Below are 18717 nucleotides of genomic sequence, written 5' to 3' on the forward strand. Positions count from 1 at the left end.
TGAATTATGGCGGAAGCGGTAAGCGTCGAAGACGGTGTCCCGCTGTTGGAGCGGGCAGACGTTCAACGGAGCGTTGATACCACAGGAGCACACACATGGCCGCCTATCCCGCGGATCTCACGCGCGCGCTGTTCGTCACCGGCCTGCGCAACGCCCATGCGGTGGAACAGCAGGCGCTGGCCCTGATGGACCGCCAGCTGGACCGCCTCGTGAATTATCCGGAAGTCTCCGACCATCTGCGCATGCACCGTGGCGAGACCGAGTCCCAGATCACCCGCATCGAGCAGATCCTGGACCAGCTGCAGGAAAGCCATTCCGGGCTGAAGGACACCGCCCTGTCGATCATGGGCAATCTGGCCGCGCTCGGCCATACCTTCGCCGAGGACGAGATCCTCAAGAACTCCTTCGCCAATTACGCCTTTGAGAATTTCGAGGTGGCGAGCTACCGCTCGCTGCTGACGGTGGCGGACGCCGGCAACTTCGCCTTCGCCACGCCGCTGCTGCAGACCTCGCTGCGCGAGGAGGAGGCGATGGCCTCCTGGGTGATCGAGAATGTGCCGAAGCTGACGCTGAAATACCTGTCGCTGAAGGCCAGCAACCAGACCGCCGGCCGCTGACGCCGGGCGGCCATCGCTGCACTGCAACGCAGCCTTCCGGCCGTGTCCGGATTTTGCCCGGTGACGAGCCGGGGGGCTTTGCCGTAAGAAACTCGGCGGGTTTCAAAACGGATGGCTACCCCGTGCTCCGATCGGTCTCCTTCTGCCTGTTCATCGCCGCGGCCGGCGGTCTTGCGGGCTGCACCTCCGACTATTCTCCCAACACCTACGCCTCCAACGCGGTCCAGCAGGCCAACAAGGTGGAGCCGGGCGTCGTCGTCGGATTCCGTCAGGTGGCGATCAGCGCCAACGGTACGGTCGGCGCGGTCAGCGGCGGGGCGGCAGGCGGCATCCTGGGGGCGCAGGTGGGGACGGGCGGCATGAACGCCGCGCTGGGCACCGTCGGCGGCACGGCGATCGGCGGCCTGCTGGGCACGGCGATGGAGCACATTGCCGGCGACACCACCGGCTGGGAATACATCGTCCGCAAATCGAATGGCGACCTGCTGTCGCTGACCCAGAAGGAGCCGCAGCCGCTGCCCATCGGCCAGAAGGTTCTGGTCATCACCGGCAGCCAGGCCCGCATCGTCCCCGACTATTCCACCCCGGCCGATCCCGCGCCCGCCAAGGCCGATTCGCCCAAGGCGGACGCACACAAGCCCGATGCGCCGAAATCGGAAGCGCCGAAATCGGACATCAAGGCCGTCCCGCTCGCCCCGCCCGCCGAACCGGCCGCGCCGGCGGTACCCGCTCCGGCGGAGCAGTCCACCGCCGAACCGGCGCCGCCCGCCAGCGGCGGCGGCCCGATCCGTCTGACTGCCCCCACCGACACCGCTCCCACCGACACCGCACCCACCGCACCCGCCCCCGCGGCGGCTCCGGAGCCCGCAGGCCCGCCCCCAGCAGAGCCGCCCCCAGCGGAGCCGAAGCCGGCGGAATAGCAGCACCATACTTGTCCGAATGGCCGGGATGGCGCACAGTCCGGAGGTCCAACCGAGATCACCGGCAGAGGGTCCATGTCCGCCGTCGATACCGCACAAAGCGCCGCCCCCGTCTCCGCTCCCGCCATGACGAAGGAAGAGCTGGAGGAACTGATCCGCGAGGGGGTTCCCCTGGTCGGGAATTTCGGCATCGTCGTGGAAAGCCTGAGCGCCGGGACGATTCGCCTGCGCCTGCCCTACAAGGACGATTTCGTCCGGCCCGGCGGTACCGTCACCGGCCCGGCGATGTTCGGGCTGGCCGACGTGGCGCTCTATGGCGCGGTGCTGAGCCTGATCGGCCGGGTCGAGCTGGCGGTGACCACCAGCATGACCATCAACTTCCTGCGCCGCCCGCCGCCCGTCGCCATCATCGCCGAGGCGCGCGTCCTGAAGCTGGGCAAGCGGCTGGCCTATGGCGAGATCCTGCTGTTCTCCGAAGGCGATCCGGAGCCGGTCGCCCATGTCACCGGAACCTACTCCATCCCGCCGCACGCCCCCGTCACCGTTGCGGTATCTCATTACCGCATGGATGAGGCGCCATAAAAAGTCGTTTAGGATCAATGGGTTTGTCTGCGCGGTATCTTATTACCGCGTCCGTAAGCCATTGAAAGAAAACGGAAATTTTTCCGTTGACAGAGGCCTGCTCCGGCCCGTAGAAAGCCGTCCGCTTCGGCGCCCCGGAATCGGCGGCCTGCCGATCCGTATTCGAAGAAACGAGTGTGGCGATGAAGACCTTCAATCTGAAGCCGACCGAAATCGAGAAGAAGTGGTACGTCGTTGACGCCGACGGCCTCGTTCTCGGGCGGCTTGCCAGCATCCTGGCGAACATCCTGCGTGGCAAGAACAAGCCGACCTACACCCCCCACATGGATTGCGGCGACAACATCGTCGTGATCAATGCGGAGAAGGTGAAGCTGACCGGCAACAAGCGCGACGCCGACATCTTCTACTGGCACACCGGCTATCCGGGTGGGATCAAGGGCCGCTCCAAGGGCCAGATCCTGGACGGCAAGTATCCGGAGCGTGTGATCGAGAAGGCCGTGGAGCGCATGGTTCCGCGCGGTCCGCTCGGCCGCCAGCAGATGACCCATCTCAAGGTCTACAAGGGCGCCACGCATCCGCACGATGCGCAGCAGCCGGTCGCCCTCGACGTCGGCGCCCTGAACCCGAAGAATAAGCGGAGCGCGTAACAATGGCTCAGGTCACCACCACCCTCTCCAGCTTGAAGGAACTGACGGGCGCCGCCGCCACCGCGACCGTCACCGAAGAGCTGGCCGCTCCGAAGCTGGACGCCCAGGGCCGCGCCTATGCCACCGGCAAGCGCAAGGACGCCGTCGCCCGCGTGTGGATCAAGCCGGGCTCCGGCAAGGTCACCGTGAACGGCCGCGACCAGTCGGTCTATTTCGCCCGCCCGGTTCTGCGCATGATGATTGCTCAGCCGTTCGGCGTGACCGAGCGTTCGGAGCAGTTCGACGTGGTCGCCACCGTCGCCGGCGGCGGTCTGTCGGGCCAGGCCGGTGCCGTCCGTCACGGCATCTCCAAGGCGCTGACCTACTTCGAGCCGGCCCTGCGCCCGCCGTTGAAGGCCGCCGGCTTCCTGACCCGCGACGCCCGTACGGTCGAGCGTAAGAAGTACGGCCGCGCCAAGGCCCGCCGCAGCTTCCAGTTCTCGAAGCGCTAATCCCTACACGGGCCTGCTGCTTTACGGTACAAGCGAGGGGCGTCCCGAAAGGGGCGCCCCTTTCTTTTTGCCCTCACCGTTACGCCTACCCAAACTTCAACGTTCCTCCCGTCAAGCGAAGGACATCGGTTCCATGGCCTCGATCAGCATTCCGGGCACCACCCCCGGCGGTTCGAAAATCCGCGTCGGCATCCTGGGCGCTTCCGGTTACACCGGCGCCGAACTGGTGCGCATGCTGCTGCGCCACCCGAACGTGGAGATCGCCGCGCTGACCGCCGAACGACAGGCCGGCAAGCCGATGGCGGAGGTGTTCCCGCATCTGGGCGGCTATGGCCTGCCCGATCTGGTGAAGATCGAAGAGCTGAAGTGGGACAATCTGGACTTCATTTTCTGCGCCCTGCCGCACGGCACCACGCAGGAGGTTGTCGCCGGCCTGCCCAGCGGCCTGAAGGTGGTCGACCTGTCCGCTGATTTCCGCCTGAGCGACCCGGCCGAATACGCCACCTGGTACGGGCATGAGCACCGTGCCATCGGCCTGCAGAAGGAGGTCGCCTACGGCCTGACCGAGTTCAACCGCCATGGCGTGCGCAAGGCGCGGGTGGTGGCGAATCCGGGCTGCTACCCGACCTGCTCGCTGCTGCCACTGCTGCCGCTGCTGATGGAGAACCAGATCGAGCCGGGCGGCATCATCATCGATGCCAAGTCCGGTGTGTCGGGCGCCGGCCGCGACGCCAAGCAGGCCAACCTGTTCACCGAGGTGTCGGAAGGCTTCAACGCCTATGGTGTCGGCCACCACCGCCACATGCCGGAGATCGAGCAGGAACTGCGGCTGGCCGCCGGCCGGCCGGTCACCGTCTCCTTCACCCCGCATCTGGTGCCGATGAACCGCGGCATGATGGCGACCATCTATGTCCGCATGGCCGACGGCGTCACCGCCGACGACCTGCGCGCGACGCTGGCCGCCCGCTATGCCGACGAGCCCTTCGTCGGCGTGACCCCCGCCGGCGTGGTGCCGGCGACGCGCCATGTCCGTGCCTCCAACCACAATCTGATCGGCGTGGTCGCCGACCGCACCCCGCGCGGCGCCATCATCGTGTCGGTGATCGACAATCTGGTGAAGGGTGCGTCGGGTCAGGCGATCCAGAACATGAACGTCATGATGGGGCTGGGCGAGACGACCGGCATCGATCAGGCGCCGCTTTTCCCGTAATCGGGTACCGCGGCAGGGTGGGGCGGGGGCTGTGACAGCGTTGTGGCCCCCTGTCCGCACTGTTGCACAGAGGCACCAATCGGGATTTGCTTTGGCCTGTCAATGCGAAATCAGGTGGTGCCTTAAGCCTTACGGTGCTTCAATCCCGCCCGTCATGCACGACTTCGGTACGACCTGATGACCGGCCTTGTTCGCGCCTTCAACGGCATCCTGCCCACCGTCGACCCGACCGCGTTCATCGCGGAAACGGCGGCGGTGATCGGTGATGTCGTGATCGGGGCGAACAGCAGCATCTGGTACGGCTGCACCGTGCGTGGAGACGTCAACGAGGTCCGAATCGGCGCTCGCACCAACATTCAGGACGGCACCGTGATCCACGTGGCCTCTGAAGGGCAGGGCACCTACATCGGCGACGACATCACCGTCGGCCACATGGCGTTGCTGCACGCCTGCACGCTGGAAGACGGCTGCTTCATCGGCATGAAGGCCTGCATCCTGGATGGGGCCTATGTCGAGTCGCGGGCGATGGTCGCGGCCGGTGCTCTGGTGACGCCCGGAAAGCGGGTGACGTCCGGACTCTTGTGGGCCGGCAGCCCTGCTAGACCGGTTCGCGAGCTGACGGAGCGCGATCTCGCGGTTTTTCCGGTTCTCAGCCACCGTTACACGGATTTGGCGGAAACCTACCGGAAAAGCTGCTATGGAAGTGGAGCATAGGTCCAAGAACGGGTACGGTTCGGCCAATCGGCTGGGGTGTCGGAACACCACCGCGCACCACATGTTGGGAAGGTCGCTGCCGCGCTTGAACTCGGGCGGATGCTTCGATTGATAGGTTCATCCCCCGCAGGCACTCTGATGGGGAAGGGTTCTGGAAGGGAGTGAAGACAATGAAGACTATTGTTCGCGCGGGTCTGGCTGCCATCCCGGCCGCCATCGTCGCTTTCGGTCTGTCGGCGGCCGCCAATGCCCAGGACGCGAGCCTGGTCGGCAAGGGCACCGAGTGGTGCAACCCGGTCATCGGCTGGGGCAACGTCGCCGCCCGCACCGCTGACGGCGGCTATGTCATCCATCAGGGCAGCTATCCGTGCCCGCCGGCCGCCGCCGCTCCGGCTCCGGCTGCCGTCGCCGCGGTCCAGAGCGAATATCTGGTGTTCTTCGACTGGGATAAGTCGAACATCACCCCGGCCGCCGATCGCGTGATCGGTGACGCGGTGTCGGCCATCCTGAAGAACGGTGGCGCCAAGATCAACGTCGTCGGCCACACCGATACCTCGGGGTCGCCGGCTTACAACCAGAAGCTGTCGGTGCGTCGTGCCGACGCGGTCAAGAAGGCCCTGGTCGCCAAGGGCATCCCGGCCGCCAACATCACGACCCAGGGCAAGGGCGAGAGCCAGCTGCTGGTTCAGACCGGTCCGAACGTCCGCGAGCCGTCCAACCGTCGTGCGCAGATCCTGCCGCGCCTGCTGAACGCTCCGTCGTCCTAAGGACGGTTGGCAGGGGGCCGTTCCGGGGGTATCGGACCGGCCTTCCCGCCAGCGGGAGAAACCGCAGGAAAAAGGCCGCGCCGGGCTTTCCGGTTGCGGCCTTTTTCTGTTTCAGACTGCTGTCAGTCCCCGATTATCACCCCCCGATCTGGGCCGGGTCCTGTTCCGGCTCGCCGGCGGTCAGCCGCAAGGGCACCACGCCCGCCCACACCGGGTGGTCCATATCCTCCGGATCGTCGCCGGGCGGGCCGGAGCGGCGCTTGACCGACGCCTCGGCGATGGGGAAGGCCAGCACGGATGTGGCCTTCAGCTCCTGCGCATTGGGCGCCCGCACCTTGGCGCTACGTCCGGGTTCGATCTTTTCCATCAATGCGTCGAGCGCCGCGCGCTTCTCCGTCTCCTCCGCCACCAGCCGCGGCCGACCGAACAGCATGACCGAGCGGTAGTTGACGGAGTGATGGAAGGCCGAGCGCGCCAGCACCCAACCGTCGATCAGCGACAGCGTGATGCAGGCCTCGCCCCCCTCCTGCAGCCGCCGGATCATCCGGCTGGAGGACGCGCCGTGGATCATCAACTCGTCCCCCACCCGCCAGGGAACCGTCGGGATCACCATGGGGGATGGAGCGCCCTGACCCTTGATGGCGTCGTCGACGAAGCCGACGTGGCAGATCGGCGCCTCGTCGATGATAGAATGGATCAGGGCGACGTCATGGCTGCCGCGGTCGCCCAACCGCACCGGACGGGTGCGCGGGGTCTGGGCCAAGGCGGCGGGGGAATCGACCGCAGGGGACTCGGTGAGAAGGCTGGTCATGGTCGTGCTCAAGGCCGGAACTGTTGCGATGGCCCAGAATGGCCGGCAGAATGGCTCCTTCGAAAGGTCCGGAATGTCGATTCCATAGGGACCAATTTACTGTCCTCCTGAAAGGCTCGCCATGGCCCGATCGGCGCGTCCGGTTCTGTCCAGCCTTGGGCCGGTGGCGCTCGACCGCGACGGGGCGGAGCCGCTGCACCGCCAGCTCTACCGCGCGCTGCGTCAGGCGGTGCTGGACGGCCGGCTGCGTCCGGGCGAGCGCCTGCCGCCCAGCCGGGCGCTCGCCACCGAGTGGGGACTGTCGCGCAACACGGTGGTCACCGCCTACGACACGCTGCTGGCGGAGGGCTATGTCAGCGGCCGGGTGGGGGCCGGCACCTTCATCGCCCCCTCGCTTCCCGATGCGGCGCCCGGCGGCGTTCCGGCCCGCGACGAGGCCCGGCGCGGTGTCGGCCTGTCCGCCCGTGGCCGGGCGCTGGCCGAGGCGCCGGCCATCGCCCGCGACCGGGTGGGGCGGCCCTTCGCGCTCGGCACGCCGGACCTCGGTGCCTTTCCCATCGAGCTGTGGGCGCAGCTGCTCGGCCGCTGCTGGCGCCACGGCGGACGGACGCTGGCGACGGATCCGGACCCGCTCGGCTACGCTCCGCTGCGGGCGGAGATCGCTGCCTATCTGCGTGCCGTCCGTGCCGTGCGCTGCGAGGCGGAGCAGGTGGTCATCGTTTCCGGCGCGCAGCAGGGCTTGGCGCTGATGGCGCAACTGCTGCTCGACCCTGGTGACGAGGCCTGGGTGGAGGAACCCGGCTGGCCCGGCAACCGCGCCGCTCTGCTGGGCGCCGGGGCGCGGCTGGTCCCGGTGCCGGTGGATGGCGAGGGCATCGATGTCGCCGCCGGCATGGCTCGCGGGGCCGGCGCCCGGCTGGCTCTGGTCACCCCCTCCCACCAGTTCCCCTTGGGCGTGACCATGAGCCTGGCGCGCCGCCTGCGCCTGCTCGATTGGGCGGCGGCGCGCGACGCCTGGATTGTCGAGGACGATTACGACAGCGAGTTCCGCTATGCCGGCCCGCCGCTGGCCGCCCTCCAGGGTCTGGACGGTGCCGGCCGCGTCATCTATGTCGGCAGCTTCAGCAAGGTGATGTTCCCGGCGCTACGGCTCGGCTATGTCGTGGTGCCGCCCGATCTGGTGGAGCTGGTGCGCGCGGCGCGCCGCCATTTCGACGGCGGGACCAGCGTGGTGCCGCAGGCGGCGCTGCACCGCTTCCTGGCGGACGGCCATTTCGCCTCGCACCTGCGGGCCATGCGCTCCCTCTACGCCGCCAAGCGCTCCGCCATCCTGGAGTCGATCACCGACGCCTTCGCCGGCTTCGCCAGCGCCGAGGCGGGGGAGGCCGGCATGCATGTCCTGCTCCGCCTGCCGCCCGACTGCCCCGACCATCTCCTGGCGGAGCGCGCCGCCCGCATCGGCCTGACCACGCCGCCGCTGTCCAACTATCACCGCTCCGACCCCGGGACCGCTGGCAACGGCCTCCTCCTCGGCTTCGCCGCCCACGACCCGGCGATGCTGGACCGCGCGGTGCGCGATCTGGCGCGGTTGGCGACCGGGTGAGGTCAGCTTTGCGGAAGGTATTGGCTCTCCGGCACGCGGATGTAGCCCTTGATGCTTTCGTCCGGTGTCCGCACACAGATCTGAACATGCGTCTTGGACATGATCATCGACTTCTCGAAGACCGGAGGTTCTTCCTGATAGAGCCCACGAACGGTATTAAACGGCTGCAGAGGCTCCGGCTGACTGGTCGCCCGATGGTCGTGAAGCGCGTTGATTACAGCGCAATCGAGGGCATGGGAGGGTCCCCGTATGGTGCGCCTGTTCTCCGGCAGAGGCGTGCCTGCCATTTCATAGATTCTGACCAAACTATCATAGGCGGGCTTCAGAAGATCGAGCGGTCCGCGCGACATCAGGTCCAGACAATAGCCGAGATGGATGACGGCACCGATGACGAATGCCTCACCTGGACCGTAACGGTCGAGTGCCCATTCGTAGCCCCGCCGCGGGTCGGCTTCCCAGAAATATACCCCCGATCCGAGCCAGTCCCATTTGTTTTGACTGTCCAGCAGATGGGGGACCCTTCCAGCGAGAATATCCTCACCAACTAGCTTTCGGCACCCGTGATAGCCAAGAACGAACGGATTGGAGAGATCGGTCATTGTACAGGATCAGTCCGCGTCGCCCTGCTGGTTTGCAGGGGGAGCGGAGATCCGTTCGATGAACCGGCGGGCAGATTCCGGCGTTTCCAGCGCACGTTCCGTCGCCTGCCGGATCGCCTCCTTCATCGCTTTCAGATCCTCGTCGGTCATCGCTGTGCCTCTATTGAGGGTCGCCATCTCGTTTTCTCCACGCAGGTCGCATCTGAAAACCGACTGGCATCCGGAAACAAGATAACATGGAACTGTTTGGACAAGGAGGAAGAACCGCTAAACCGCCTCCGCCACCCGCTCCACCGACGGCACTTCCCAGGCCGGGTAGCGCAGGCTCAGCTGGTGTGTGCGGTCCTGCATGTCCAGCACCGGGCGCAGCACCGACGGGTCGGCGCGCATGGCGTCCTCGCCGGCCATGTGGACGATGCCCAGGCGGCGGTTGGGCAGGTAATACTCCACCAACTCCCGCCGCTCCGGGTCGAAGCGCCAGGGGCCGATGTAGTTGCACCATTCCGGCAGAAGCTCGACCGGCAGCCCGTCCAGATAGATGGCGCCGGCCATCGCCAGCTGATCCGACGTGAACAGCCGGCCCTTGCGCAGCACCCGCTTCTGCCAGCGCTGGAACGCCTCCCAATGCGGCGCGTCGGACTTCAGCGCATAGGCGCCGGCATTCAAGGTCGGGCGGGTCGCCAGCGCCCGGCATTCCGCCGTGGTCAGTCCGGCGCGGCTGGAGTTCTTGTACAGGATCGACCGCACCCGCGCGAAGGGCCCAAACAGCCAAGCGAGCCGCAGCTCCGTCTCCGAAAAGCGGCCGAACTGGGCGACGATGGCGAAGCGGTTCAGCGCCGCCCCCCGCCGCAGCATCTCCACCGCCTCCCAATCCTGCACCCAGGCGTCGGCGTCGATCCAGATCACCGTGTCGTAGCCGGGGAAATATGTCGGCAGGTGCAGCTTGGCGAGGTTGGCCTTCAAATGGATGCGGTTGCGCAGCTTGTGCGCGGGGATGCTGACCGGCCAGGGCGGCGTCACCACTGCGGCCCCCTGCGCCTTCAACTCCACGATCTGCCCGTCCGTCAGGCCCGCGTCGATCACGCCGATGGGGCAGTCGGCCGCCGGCTTCAACGCCCGCAGCGACGCGATCAGCTCGCGGATCAACGGATGATAGCGGCTGTCGCCGCCGGTGACGACGATGAAGGAGCCCAGCATGATTTACCCGATACGCCATAGGCGTAAAGTTGTGCGTAGAGCCACCCTGCCTGGATAACCCTTCGGCGTCAATCGATGTCCAGTTTGGATTGCTGCGCTTTCGAACGGTTGCCTGGAACCTCCGGCCGGCTCCTTCTGAACGTGGTACGCCCTGGTTCTCGCCGTCCTGCCTATCCGGAAGTCAGGGGTTGTCTGACGGCCCTTCGGGTGAAACCTTCGCCCCTGTGTCTTGTTTCCGTCCCGTGTTCCCGCGACACGTGTTCCGTCAAACGCTTCTCGAAAGTGCTCGACCCATGATCGATCGGCAGGACCGGCTTTGGTACAAGGACGCCGTCATTTACCAATTGCACCTCAAGGCGTTCTTCGACGCCGACAATGATGGCATCGGCGATTTCGCCGGCCTGACCCAGAAGCTGGATTATATCCAGGAACTGGGGGTGACGGCGGTGTGGCTTCTGCCCTTCTATCCATCGCCGCTGCGCGACGACGGCTATGACATCGCCGACTACACCTCGGTCAACCCGACCTACGGGAACCTGGATGACTTCCGCCGCTTCATGGAGGAATGCCACAATCGCGGCTTGCGGGTGATCACGGAGCTGGTCATCAACCACACCTCCGACCAGCATCCCTGGTTCCAGCGCGCGCGGGAGGCGCCTCCCGGCTCCAACCACCGCGACTATTATGTCTGGTCCGACAGCGACCAGAAATACCAGGGCACGCGCATCATCTTCTGCGACACGGAAAAGTCCAACTGGACCTGGGATCCGGTCGCCAACGCCTATTACTGGCACCGTTTCTATTCGCACCAGCCCGACCTGAACTTCGACAATCCGGAGGTTCTGGAGGAAGTGCTGAAGGTGATGCGCTTTTGGCTGGACATGGGTGTGGACGGGCTGCGGCTCGACGCCATCCCCTACCTGAAGGAGCGCGAGGGCACCAACAACGAGAATCTGCCGGAAACCCACGACGTCCTGAAGGCGATCCGCGCCGCTCTCGATGCCGAATATCCCGACCGCATGCTGCTGGCCGAGGCCAACCAGTGGCCGGAGGACGTGTTGCCCTATTTCGGCGATCCGGAGAAGGGCGGCGACGAATGCCACATGTCCTTCCACTTCCCGCTGATGCCGCGCATCTACATGGCGGTGGCGATGGAGGACCGGCATCCCATCGCCGACATCATGCGCCAGACCCCGGACATCCCGGCCGACTGCCAATGGGCCATCTTCCTGCGCAACCACGATGAACTGACGCTGGAGATGGTCACCGACAGTGAGCGCGACTATCTCTGGAACTTCTATGCCGCCGACCGGCGCATGCGGATCAACCTCGGCATCCGCCGCCGCCTCGCCCCGCTGCTGGAAAACGACCGCCGCAAGATCGAGCTGCTGAACAGCTTGCTGATGTCTATGCCCGGCACGCCGGTGCTCTATTACGGCGACGAGATCGGCATGGGCGACAACATCTATCTCGGCGACCGCGACGGCGTGCGCACGCCGATGCAGTGGTCGATCGACCGCAACGGCGGCTTCTCGCGCGCCGACCCGGCGCGGCTCTATCTACCGGCGGTGCTCGACCCGATCTACGGCTTCATGGCCGTCAATGTCGAGGCGCAGGCGCGCAATCCATCCTCGCTGCTGAATTGGATGAAGCGGCTGGTGGCGGTGCGCAAGCAGCGGCAGAGCTTCGGCCGCGGCAGCTTCTCGCTGCTCTATCCCGGCAACCGCAAGGTCCTGGCCTATATCCGCAGCCTGGAGTCGGAAAACGGGTCGGAGATCGCGCTGTGCGTCGCCAACCTGTCGCGCTCGGCCCAGGCGGTGGAACTGGACCTGAAGAACTGGAAGGGCCGGATCCCGGTAGAACTGCTGGGCCGCACCGTCTTCCCGCCGATCGGCGACCTTCCCTATCTGCTGACCCTGCCGGCCTACGGCTTCTACTGGTTCGCCCTGACGGCGGAGGCGGAGCTGCCGACCTGGCACGAGACTCCGCCGGAGCCGGTGCCGGACCTGCTGACCGTCGTCATGCGCGACGGCTGGCACAGCCTGACCAGTGGCAAGGCGGCGGACGAACTGGGCCGCGATATCCTGCAGGCCTTCCTGCCCAAGCAGCGCTGGTTCTCCGCCAAGGACCGCCGCATCACCCGCTCGCACGTCACCATGGCCGCCCAGTTGCCGGGTCCCGGCGACGGTTTCATGCTGGTCAGGACGCAGGTCGGCCTGAGTGGGATCGGAGTGGATGGTGACGCCGCCGACCAGAGCTATTTCCTGCCGCTGGCGATGAGCTGGGAGAGCGGGGCCGGCGGCACCGGCTGGCCGCTGCTGCCCTACACGCTGGGCAAGGTGCGGCGCGGTCCCAGGACCGGCGCCATCTATGACGCGGTGCAGGCCGACGGCTTCGCCCTGGCGCTGATCGAGGCATTGCGCCGCGGCGACACGCTGAAGGCCGCCGCCGGTGACGACGTCGTCCGCTTCACCGCGACCGAGGCGTTGAACGCCATCGAACTGTCGGAAGAGCCCGAGGTGCGGCGTCTGGGCGTGGAGCAGAGCAACACCTCCGTCCTGGTCGACAGCCAGATCGTGCTGAAGGTGCTGCGCCGTCTGGTGGAGGGCGAGCATCCCGAGGTCGAGATGGGCCGCTTCCTGACCGAGGTCGGCTTCGCCAACACCCCCGCCCTGCTGGGCACGGTCGAACAGGTCGCCGCCGACGGCACGCCGACGGCACTGGCGGTGGCCCAGGCCTTCGTCCGCAACCAGGGCGACGGCTGGGCCAGCACGGTGGAGGAGCTGGAACGCCAGCTGGAGGACATCCGTCTGGGGGTCGCCGGCACCACCGAGGACGCCGCCGAATCGGGCGAGCCCTTCGGCATGCATCTGGTGATGATGACCACGTTGGGACAGCGCACCGCCGAACTGCACCGGGCGCTGGCGCAAGGCCCCGGTAAGCAAGGCACCGCCAATCCGGCCTTCGACCCGGAGCCGATTACGCCTGAGGATCTGGCGCGCTGGGCCGATGCCGCCCGCGTCCAGGCGGAGGCCGCCTTCGCCGCCCTGCCGGGCACGCTGGACCGCCTGCCGGCAGACGTGCGGGCCGATACCGAACAGCTTCTGGCCCGCCGGGCGGAGGCGATGGACCGGCTGTCGGCGCTGGCGTCGATGCCGGCCGACGGCGTCAAGACCCGCATCCATGGCGACTATCACCTCGGGCAGGTCGTGCGGGCGCAGAACGACTGGTACATCCTCGACTTCGAAGGGGAGCCGGCCAAGACGCTGGAGGAACGCCGCGCCAAGTCCAGCCCGCTGCGTGACGTGGCCGGCATGCTGCGCTCCTTCAACTATGCCGCTTGGGCGGCGCTGTTCCGGCTGGACAGCGCCGGCGAGGGGTCCAACAGCGGCGACAGCCCGGCACTGGCCGCCGCCCGCGACTGGGAGCGCCGCAGCGTCGAATCCTTCCTCGACGGCTACCGCACGGTGATCGAGGGCTGCCCGGCCTGGCCGTCGGAGGGCGGCACCGCGCGCGGCCTGCTGACCCTGTTCCTGCTGGAAAAGGCATTCTACGAGATCGGCTACGAGGCGGCGAACCGGCCCAACTGGATCGGCATCCCGGTCAAGGGCGTTCTGGGCCTTCTCGACGACGCCAACGAGGCGGGCGCGAAGGAGTAGCCGGACAAATCCGCGGCGGGCATGGTGTGACGAAACCGCCGCGGGTATGTTCACCTCCGGAGAAGGCGTTCCGGCGGGGCATTGCACCATGCAGCGCCTCGTTCGCCGTCATTCCCGCGAAGGCGGGAATCCAGGGCTCCCCAAAACGGGGTTTAGCGCGTAAGCCTGGATCCCCGCCTTCGCGGGGATGACGGCCTTGGGACAGTTATGGTCCATGAAGACGATAGGGCCTCCACGAAGAAGGGCACTTGGCCAATGGCGAGCGACATGACGACGGACACCCGCAAGGACCAGGCGCAGACCGGCGTCTCCGAAAGCCGTAACCCCGGCCCCACCGATCACCGGCCCGATCACCGGATGGAGGCCCTGCGCGCGGCGGCCGACGCCATCGCGCGGGCCGACCATGGCGATCCCTTCGCCGTGCTCGGCATGCAGCAGGAGGGCCCCGGCCGCCCGGTGGAGGTCAGCGCCTTCGTTCCCGGCGCCGAGCGGCTGTGGGTGATCGACAGCGCCACCGGCGAGCCGGCGGGTGAGGCGGAGCGCATTCACCAGGACGGCTTCTTCCTGGCCGTGATGCCCGACCGGACGGAGCGTTTCCGCTATCGCCTGCGCGCGCAATACCCGCTGGCGACCCAGGAGTTCGAGGACGCCTATCGCTTCGGCAACATGCTGGGCGAACTGGACGTCCATCTGCTGGCCGAAGGCACCCACCTGCGGACCTACGAGAAGCTCGGCGCTCATCCGCGCGAGGTCGACGGCGTCGCCGGCGTGTCCTTCGCCGTTTGGGCTCCCAGCGCCCGCAGCGTCAGCGTCGTCGGCGACTTCAACAACTGGGACGGCCGCCGCCTGCCGATGCGCCGACGTGTCGAGGTCGGGGTGTGGGAGATCTTCGTTCCCGGCGCCCGTCCCGGCCAGCGCTACAAGTTCGAGATCCGAGGGCCCAACGGCAACCTGATGCCGGCCAAGGCCGACCCCTACGCCTTCCAGGCGGAAATGCGCCCGGCCACCGCCTCGGTGGTCCACGGCCTGCCGTCCTACGAATGGCGCGACCAGGACTGGCAGAGCCGCAAGCTCGCCACCTCCGACCGCACCGCCCCGATCTCGATCTACGAGGTGCATCTGGGTTCCTGGGCGCGGGTGCCGGAGGAGGACAACCGCTTCCTGACCTATCAGGAACTGGCGGAGCGGCTGATCCCCTACGCCAAGGACATGGGCTTCACCCATATCGAGCTGCTGCCGATCACCGAGCATCCGTTCGACGGTTCCTGGGGCTACCAGCCCATCGGCCTCTATGCGCCGACCGCCCGCCACGGCTCGCCGGAGGACTTCAAGGACTTCGTCAACGCCTGCCACCGCGCCGGGCTGGGCGTGCTGCTGGACTGGGTGCCGGGCCATTTCCCGACCGATCCGCATGGGCTGGGCGATTTCGACGGCACGCATCTCTACGAGCATGCCGACCCGCGCCAGGGCTTCCACCAGGACTGGAACACCCTTATCTACAATTTCGGCCGGACGGAGGTGCAGAACTTCCTGCTGGGCAACGCGCTGTTCTGGCTCGACCAGTACAAGCTGGACGGCCTGCGCGTCGATGCCGTCGCCTCCATGCTCTATCTCGACTACAGCCGCAAGGAAGGAGAGTGGGTCCCCAACAAGTTCGGCGGGCGCGAGAACCTGGAATCCATCGCCTTCCTGAAGCGGATGAACGAGCTGGTCTATGGCCAGCAGCCGGGCGCCATGACGGTGGCGGAGGAATCCACCTCATGGCCGATGGTGTCGAAGCCTACATATCTCGGCGGTCTCGGCTTCGGCTACAAATGGAACATGGGGTGGATGCACGACACGCTGCATTACATGCAGAACGACCCGATCCACCGCCGCTACCATCACCACCAGATGACCTTCGGGCTGATCTATCAGTTCTCCGAGAACTTCGTGCTGCCGCTCAGCCATGACGAGGTGGTGCATGGCAAGGGCTCGCTCATCAACAAGATGCCGGGCGACGACTGGCAGAAATTCGCCAACCTGCGCGCCTATTACGGCTTCATGTTCGCCCATCCCGGCAAGAAGCTGCTGTTCATGGGCGGCGAGTTCGCCCAGTGGAACGAGTGGAGCGAAGCGCGCAGCCTGGACTGGCACCTGCTGGACCAGCCGATGCACCGCGGCATGCGCGACCTCGTGCGCGACCTGAACGGCCTCTACCGCGAGCTGGAGCCGCTGCACAAGACCGACTGCGACCCGTCCGGTTTCGAGTGGATCGAATCGAACGACAACGAGAACTCGGTCTACACCTTCCTGCGCAAGGCCGACGACCCCGAGCACATCGTGATCGCCGTCTGCAACTTCACCCCCGTCCCGCGCCAGGGCTACCGCGTCGGCGTGCCGCTGCCCGGCCGCTATGTCGAGCGGATCAACACCGACGACGGCAAATACGGCGGCAGCGGCGTCGGCAATCCCGGCGGCGGCGTCTATGCCGAGGAGATGCCCTGGCACGGCCGCACCCACTCGCTCGACCTCACCATCCCGCCGCTGTCGACGCTGATTTTGGAGAGGAAGGCGGAGTAGGGGAATAGCCCTCCTTCTGGAAAAGGGAGGCACATGCGGCGTCCTAAGAGCGCCTGGCTCTGTCGAAAGGCTCCTGCGGAAATACCAAGCAGAACAAGGCGGTTGACGTTGTAGACGACGTCTCCGAGCAATGTTTGAGACCGTTGCGTGAGGTCGGTGCGGGCGGATAGGACCACGCCTCACTTCCGCTTCTCAATCGACATGACGGGTTCGACCTTCGAACGCTGCCGGTAAGCACGGTCACCGGCAGCGTTCCCTGAGTCATTGAGCAGGGGGTGCATCTCATGTCGGTATGGAGTGGTTGCGATGACCTTGACACGACAGATGATTTTTCATGATACGATGTGAAATGGTCATCACGCTGTCAGACCGCGAGGCTTTCGAAAGAACAAGACACTCTTAGCACTCCAAATTACTCATGTAGCAAAATTGAAGGCTTCATTGGACTCTATAAATTCCCAGGTTAACTCAAGCACCAACTCATCATTGCATGTTGTATCAAGCTGAAGAAATTCGCAGAATATCGGATGGATGAGGAACTTAACAGTCCTCAGTGCATCTACTCCATAAGACACATTAATATCATCATTTTCTGTAAAATAAAATGAGTGAGAAGATCTGACGCCAAATCTCTTTGTTGTTCTCTCCGTTGACCTTATGCCAATGAATCCAATCTCATAAAGAAAAGAAATTTTGGTCTCTATATCTGTAACTGGTGCTAATCTGTCGTAAAATAGAAAGTCCATTTTCCCTATCAGTTGCGACACATCATCAAAAGATAGCTCCTGACAGGACTTTGTAAAAGCATCGAGAATTTCATGTACATTTATGAGAGACGTTTGGAACTCATTAATAAACTCCGTATTTATTATCTGAATTGTCGTATCTGCGACAATTCTCCTAATGGCTTCATCGTTAATAGGAAGCTTTTTAGCTGACAAGGTATCTATAGTTGTAATTATGTTCCAATAATAGAAAAGTATGTCTCTCGGCCGCCAAAACGTATGTCTCAGCACGTATAAAAATAATGGCATTTTATACTCTCTTCCTCCCACAAATGTTGCGACGTATTGCGGGATGTTCGAATATTTTTGCGCAACAATTTGATCAAGGCGCTCTTTAGGGCTGCCTTTTTTGTCTGCAAAGTAATTAGAAACGTGCTCTAATCTTTTTCTTAATAAGATTGCTAACTCGACCCCAGACCAGTTTAGATTTATATATCTTCCGTGATAGTTGTATGCATCTCTTTCCATTCTCATTATTTCCATAAATCGGTCTTTTGGTATTGTAATACAAAAGTCTATGTTATCGTAAAAGGCGGAGCACTCATGGTTAGACTTCATTCTGCACACGACGTGCAGAAATGATCTAAGCCAGTCTACTTCAAGCATCATTCTCTTTTCATATATGGCTGGTTCCTTTCTTTCCAAGCTGATTGTAGTCCGACGAAACTCATCAAAGATTGTATCGAAACCGTCCATAGAGATCAAAAATTTCTTTTGACAGTATCCAATGATTTGGTTAAATCCTGAAACAACATCATGACCAATGCAGTTATAAAGTATTAAGTCGAGCTGAATACCAGCTGAAATGTCAGTATAAAAATATTGCGGCTCCGGTCTCGCGTTCTTGACCAGTGTGTCAAAGTAATGGGCTATGGATGTCATGCAAAATACATAGAGGGACGCTTTGTCCAAAATATGATTTCTAACTTTTCTTCTCATTATGTTGTCGAGAAAGCTTTCTACAATAGGTATCATAACAGCCTGCTCAGGCTGTAGTGATCTCTTGTTGCTCTCTCGCACAACCACTTCCATACATACGATATAAACAAACATTTCCCAGGCATACTCAAAAAAGTTAACCTGAGTAATTACATGGTTGATGTCGGACTCAAACTTTTTAAAGTCAAACCAAGAAAATATTCTTTCCAATATTATTTTGTCGACATTTATGCTGGCATTTTCTTTGTATATGTCTGTAGAAAGATGTATTGAAGAAGTTACGGTGGACTTCCCGCTTCCTTTTCGGCCGACGAGCAAATATGACAATTGCTTTTTAATTCTACTATAGGCATAAGTCTTAACGAAAATTTGCTCTACTTTATCGTACTTTAGCCATTCATGCTTCTTCCTTACAAATAGTTTTCTAAAAATGCTGTCTCTGTCGTGCTGGAATGGCTTTAGCTGGCTAGCGAGCGTGACGCTTATTGTGGCAAAAATCTGAGATATGAGAGCAGAAAAATCGCGCTCAACGGACTTAGAGTCGGACTCGGAATCGGCATGGCTGTGGCTATGTCCGGGCCACCCGTCTTGAGAGCAGTTTGACGCTGGCGATG

16 protein-coding genes are annotated in these 18717 nt (G+C 63.6%); 11 read left to right on the forward strand and 5 right to left on the reverse strand.

Going from position 1 to position 18717, the window contains the following annotated elements:
• Positions 1-95 precede the first annotated feature (95 nt).
• From TSO5_RS15250 to TSO5_RS15285, 8 genes are all read left to right on the forward strand, one after another.
• Positions 96-617 (forward strand): ferritin-like domain-containing protein, encoded by a 522-nt coding sequence (locus TSO5_RS15250; protein ID WP_109152357.1) that lies wholly within the window; start codon positions 96-98, stop codon positions 615-617.
• A gap of 122 nt (positions 618-739) precedes the next feature.
• Positions 740-1537: a hypothetical protein gene (locus tag TSO5_RS15255; RefSeq protein WP_109152358.1), complete on the forward strand. Its 798-nt coding sequence runs from the start codon at positions 740-742 to the stop codon at positions 1535-1537.
• Positions 1538-1612: 75 nt separating this feature from the next.
• Positions 1613-2119, forward strand: a complete 507-nt coding sequence (locus TSO5_RS15260) for a PaaI family thioesterase (protein ID WP_109152359.1) — start codon at positions 1613-1615, stop codon at positions 2117-2119.
• A 182-nt stretch (positions 2120-2301) separates the two neighbouring features.
• Positions 2302-2766: a 50S ribosomal protein L13 gene (gene rplM, locus TSO5_RS15265; protein WP_109152360.1), complete on the forward strand. Its 465-nt coding sequence runs from the start codon at positions 2302-2304 to the stop codon at positions 2764-2766.
• Between the two features lie 2 nt (positions 2767-2768).
• Positions 2769-3257, forward strand: a complete 489-nt coding sequence (gene rpsI, locus TSO5_RS15270; RefSeq protein ID WP_109075171.1) for a 30S ribosomal protein S9 — start codon at positions 2769-2771, stop codon at positions 3255-3257.
• Positions 3258-3390: 133 nt separating this feature from the next.
• The gene (gene argC, locus TSO5_RS15275; protein WP_109152361.1) at positions 3391-4467 is read left to right on the forward strand and encodes an N-acetyl-gamma-glutamyl-phosphate reductase; all 1077 of its coding nucleotides are present in this window, start codon (positions 3391-3393) and stop codon (positions 4465-4467) included.
• Positions 4468-4644: 177 nt separating this feature from the next.
• Entirely contained in the window at positions 4645-5181 is a 537-nt protein-coding gene (locus TSO5_RS15280; RefSeq protein WP_109152362.1) for a gamma carbonic anhydrase family protein, read from the forward strand.
• A 170-nt stretch (positions 5182-5351) separates the two neighbouring features.
• Entirely contained in the window at positions 5352-5948 is a 597-nt protein-coding gene (locus TSO5_RS15285) for an OmpA family protein (RefSeq protein WP_109075174.1), read from the forward strand.
• A 136-nt stretch (positions 5949-6084) separates the two neighbouring features.
• Here TSO5_RS15285 and TSO5_RS15290 read toward each other — a convergent pair whose 3' ends face one another.
• The gene (locus TSO5_RS15290; protein ID WP_109152363.1) at positions 6085-6759 is read right to left on the reverse strand and encodes a pyridoxamine 5'-phosphate oxidase family protein; all 675 of its coding nucleotides are present in this window, start codon (positions 6757-6759) and stop codon (positions 6085-6087) included.
• A gap of 121 nt (positions 6760-6880) precedes the next feature.
• Here TSO5_RS15290 and TSO5_RS15295 point away from each other — a divergent pair, with 121 nt between their 5' ends.
• Complete coding sequence (locus TSO5_RS15295) at positions 6881-8362, forward strand: PLP-dependent aminotransferase family protein (RefSeq protein WP_109152364.1); 1482 nt, start codon at positions 6881-6883, stop codon at positions 8360-8362.
• 2 nt (positions 8363-8364) lie between these two features.
• On the opposite strand, the gene TSO5_RS15300 is transcribed toward TSO5_RS15295, so the two are convergent.
• From TSO5_RS15300 to TSO5_RS15305, 3 genes are all read right to left on the reverse strand, one after another.
• Positions 8365-8961 carry a hypothetical protein gene (locus TSO5_RS15300; protein WP_109152365.1) on the reverse strand — a complete coding sequence of 199 codons (597 nt, stop codon included), beginning with the start codon at positions 8959-8961 and terminating at the stop codon, positions 8365-8367.
• Between the two features lie 9 nt (positions 8962-8970).
• Entirely contained in the window at positions 8971-9138 is a 168-nt protein-coding gene (locus TSO5_RS32710; protein ID WP_158282418.1) for a hypothetical protein, read from the reverse strand.
• A 90-nt stretch (positions 9139-9228) separates the two neighbouring features.
• Positions 9229-10158: a glycosyl transferase gene (locus TSO5_RS15305; RefSeq protein WP_109152366.1), complete on the reverse strand. Its 930-nt coding sequence runs from the start codon at positions 10156-10158 to the stop codon at positions 9229-9231.
• 293 nt (positions 10159-10451) lie between these two features.
• Here TSO5_RS15305 and treS point away from each other — a divergent pair, with 293 nt between their 5' ends.
• Positions 10452-13817 carry a maltose alpha-D-glucosyltransferase gene (treS, locus tag TSO5_RS15310; RefSeq protein ID WP_109152367.1) on the forward strand — a complete coding sequence of 1122 codons (3366 nt, stop codon included), beginning with the start codon at positions 10452-10454 and terminating at the stop codon, positions 13815-13817.
• A gap of 357 nt (positions 13818-14174) precedes the next feature.
• Entirely contained in the window at positions 14175-16379 is a 2205-nt protein-coding gene (glgB, locus tag TSO5_RS15315; RefSeq protein WP_247870780.1) for a 1,4-alpha-glucan branching protein GlgB, read from the forward strand.
• 416 nt (positions 16380-16795) lie between these two features.
• Here the strand turns inward: glgB and TSO5_RS32715 are convergent.
• Positions 16796-18717: hypothetical protein (locus TSO5_RS32715; protein WP_158282419.1), on the reverse strand; the 1922-nt coding region annotated here is incomplete at its 5' end.

Source organism: Azospirillum sp. TSO5 (genome assembly GCF_003116065.1).
Classification (GTDB): domain Bacteria; phylum Pseudomonadota; class Alphaproteobacteria; order Azospirillales; family Azospirillaceae; genus Azospirillum.

Coding starts and splice junctions, on each gene's coding strand:
- TSO5_RS15300 (WP_109152365.1), bottom strand. CDS start 8,961: ATGACCGATCTCTCCAATCCGTTCGTTCTTGGCTATCACGGGTGCCGA.
- TSO5_RS15290 (WP_109152363.1), bottom strand. CDS start 6,759: ATGACCAGCCTTCTCACCGAGTCCCCTGCGGTCGATTCCCCCGCCGCC.
- TSO5_RS15250 (WP_109152357.1), top strand. CDS start 96: ATGGCCGCCTATCCCGCGGATCTCACGCGCGCGCTGTTCGTCACCGGC.
- treS (WP_109152367.1), top strand. CDS start 10,452: ATGATCGATCGGCAGGACCGGCTTTGGTACAAGGACGCCGTCATTTAC.
- rplM (WP_109152360.1), top strand. CDS start 2,302: ATGAAGACCTTCAATCTGAAGCCGACCGAAATCGAGAAGAAGTGGTAC.
- TSO5_RS15280 (WP_109152362.1), top strand. CDS start 4,645: ATGACCGGCCTTGTTCGCGCCTTCAACGGCATCCTGCCCACCGTCGAC.
- TSO5_RS32710 (WP_158282418.1), bottom strand. CDS start 9,138: ATGGCGACCCTCAATAGAGGCACAGCGATGACCGACGAGGATCTGAAA.
- TSO5_RS15305 (WP_109152366.1), bottom strand. CDS start 10,158: ATGCTGGGCTCCTTCATCGTCGTCACCGGCGGCGACAGCCGCTATCAT.
- glgB (WP_247870780.1), top strand. CDS start 14,175: ATGGAGGCCCTGCGCGCGGCGGCCGACGCCATCGCGCGGGCCGACCAT.
- rpsI (WP_109075171.1), top strand. CDS start 2,769: ATGGCTCAGGTCACCACCACCCTCTCCAGCTTGAAGGAACTGACGGGC.
- TSO5_RS15285 (WP_109075174.1), top strand. CDS start 5,352: ATGAAGACTATTGTTCGCGCGGGTCTGGCTGCCATCCCGGCCGCCATC.
- TSO5_RS15260 (WP_109152359.1), top strand. CDS start 1,613: ATGTCCGCCGTCGATACCGCACAAAGCGCCGCCCCCGTCTCCGCTCCC.
- TSO5_RS15295 (WP_109152364.1), top strand. CDS start 6,881: ATGGCCCGATCGGCGCGTCCGGTTCTGTCCAGCCTTGGGCCGGTGGCG.
- argC (WP_109152361.1), top strand. CDS start 3,391: ATGGCCTCGATCAGCATTCCGGGCACCACCCCCGGCGGTTCGAAAATC.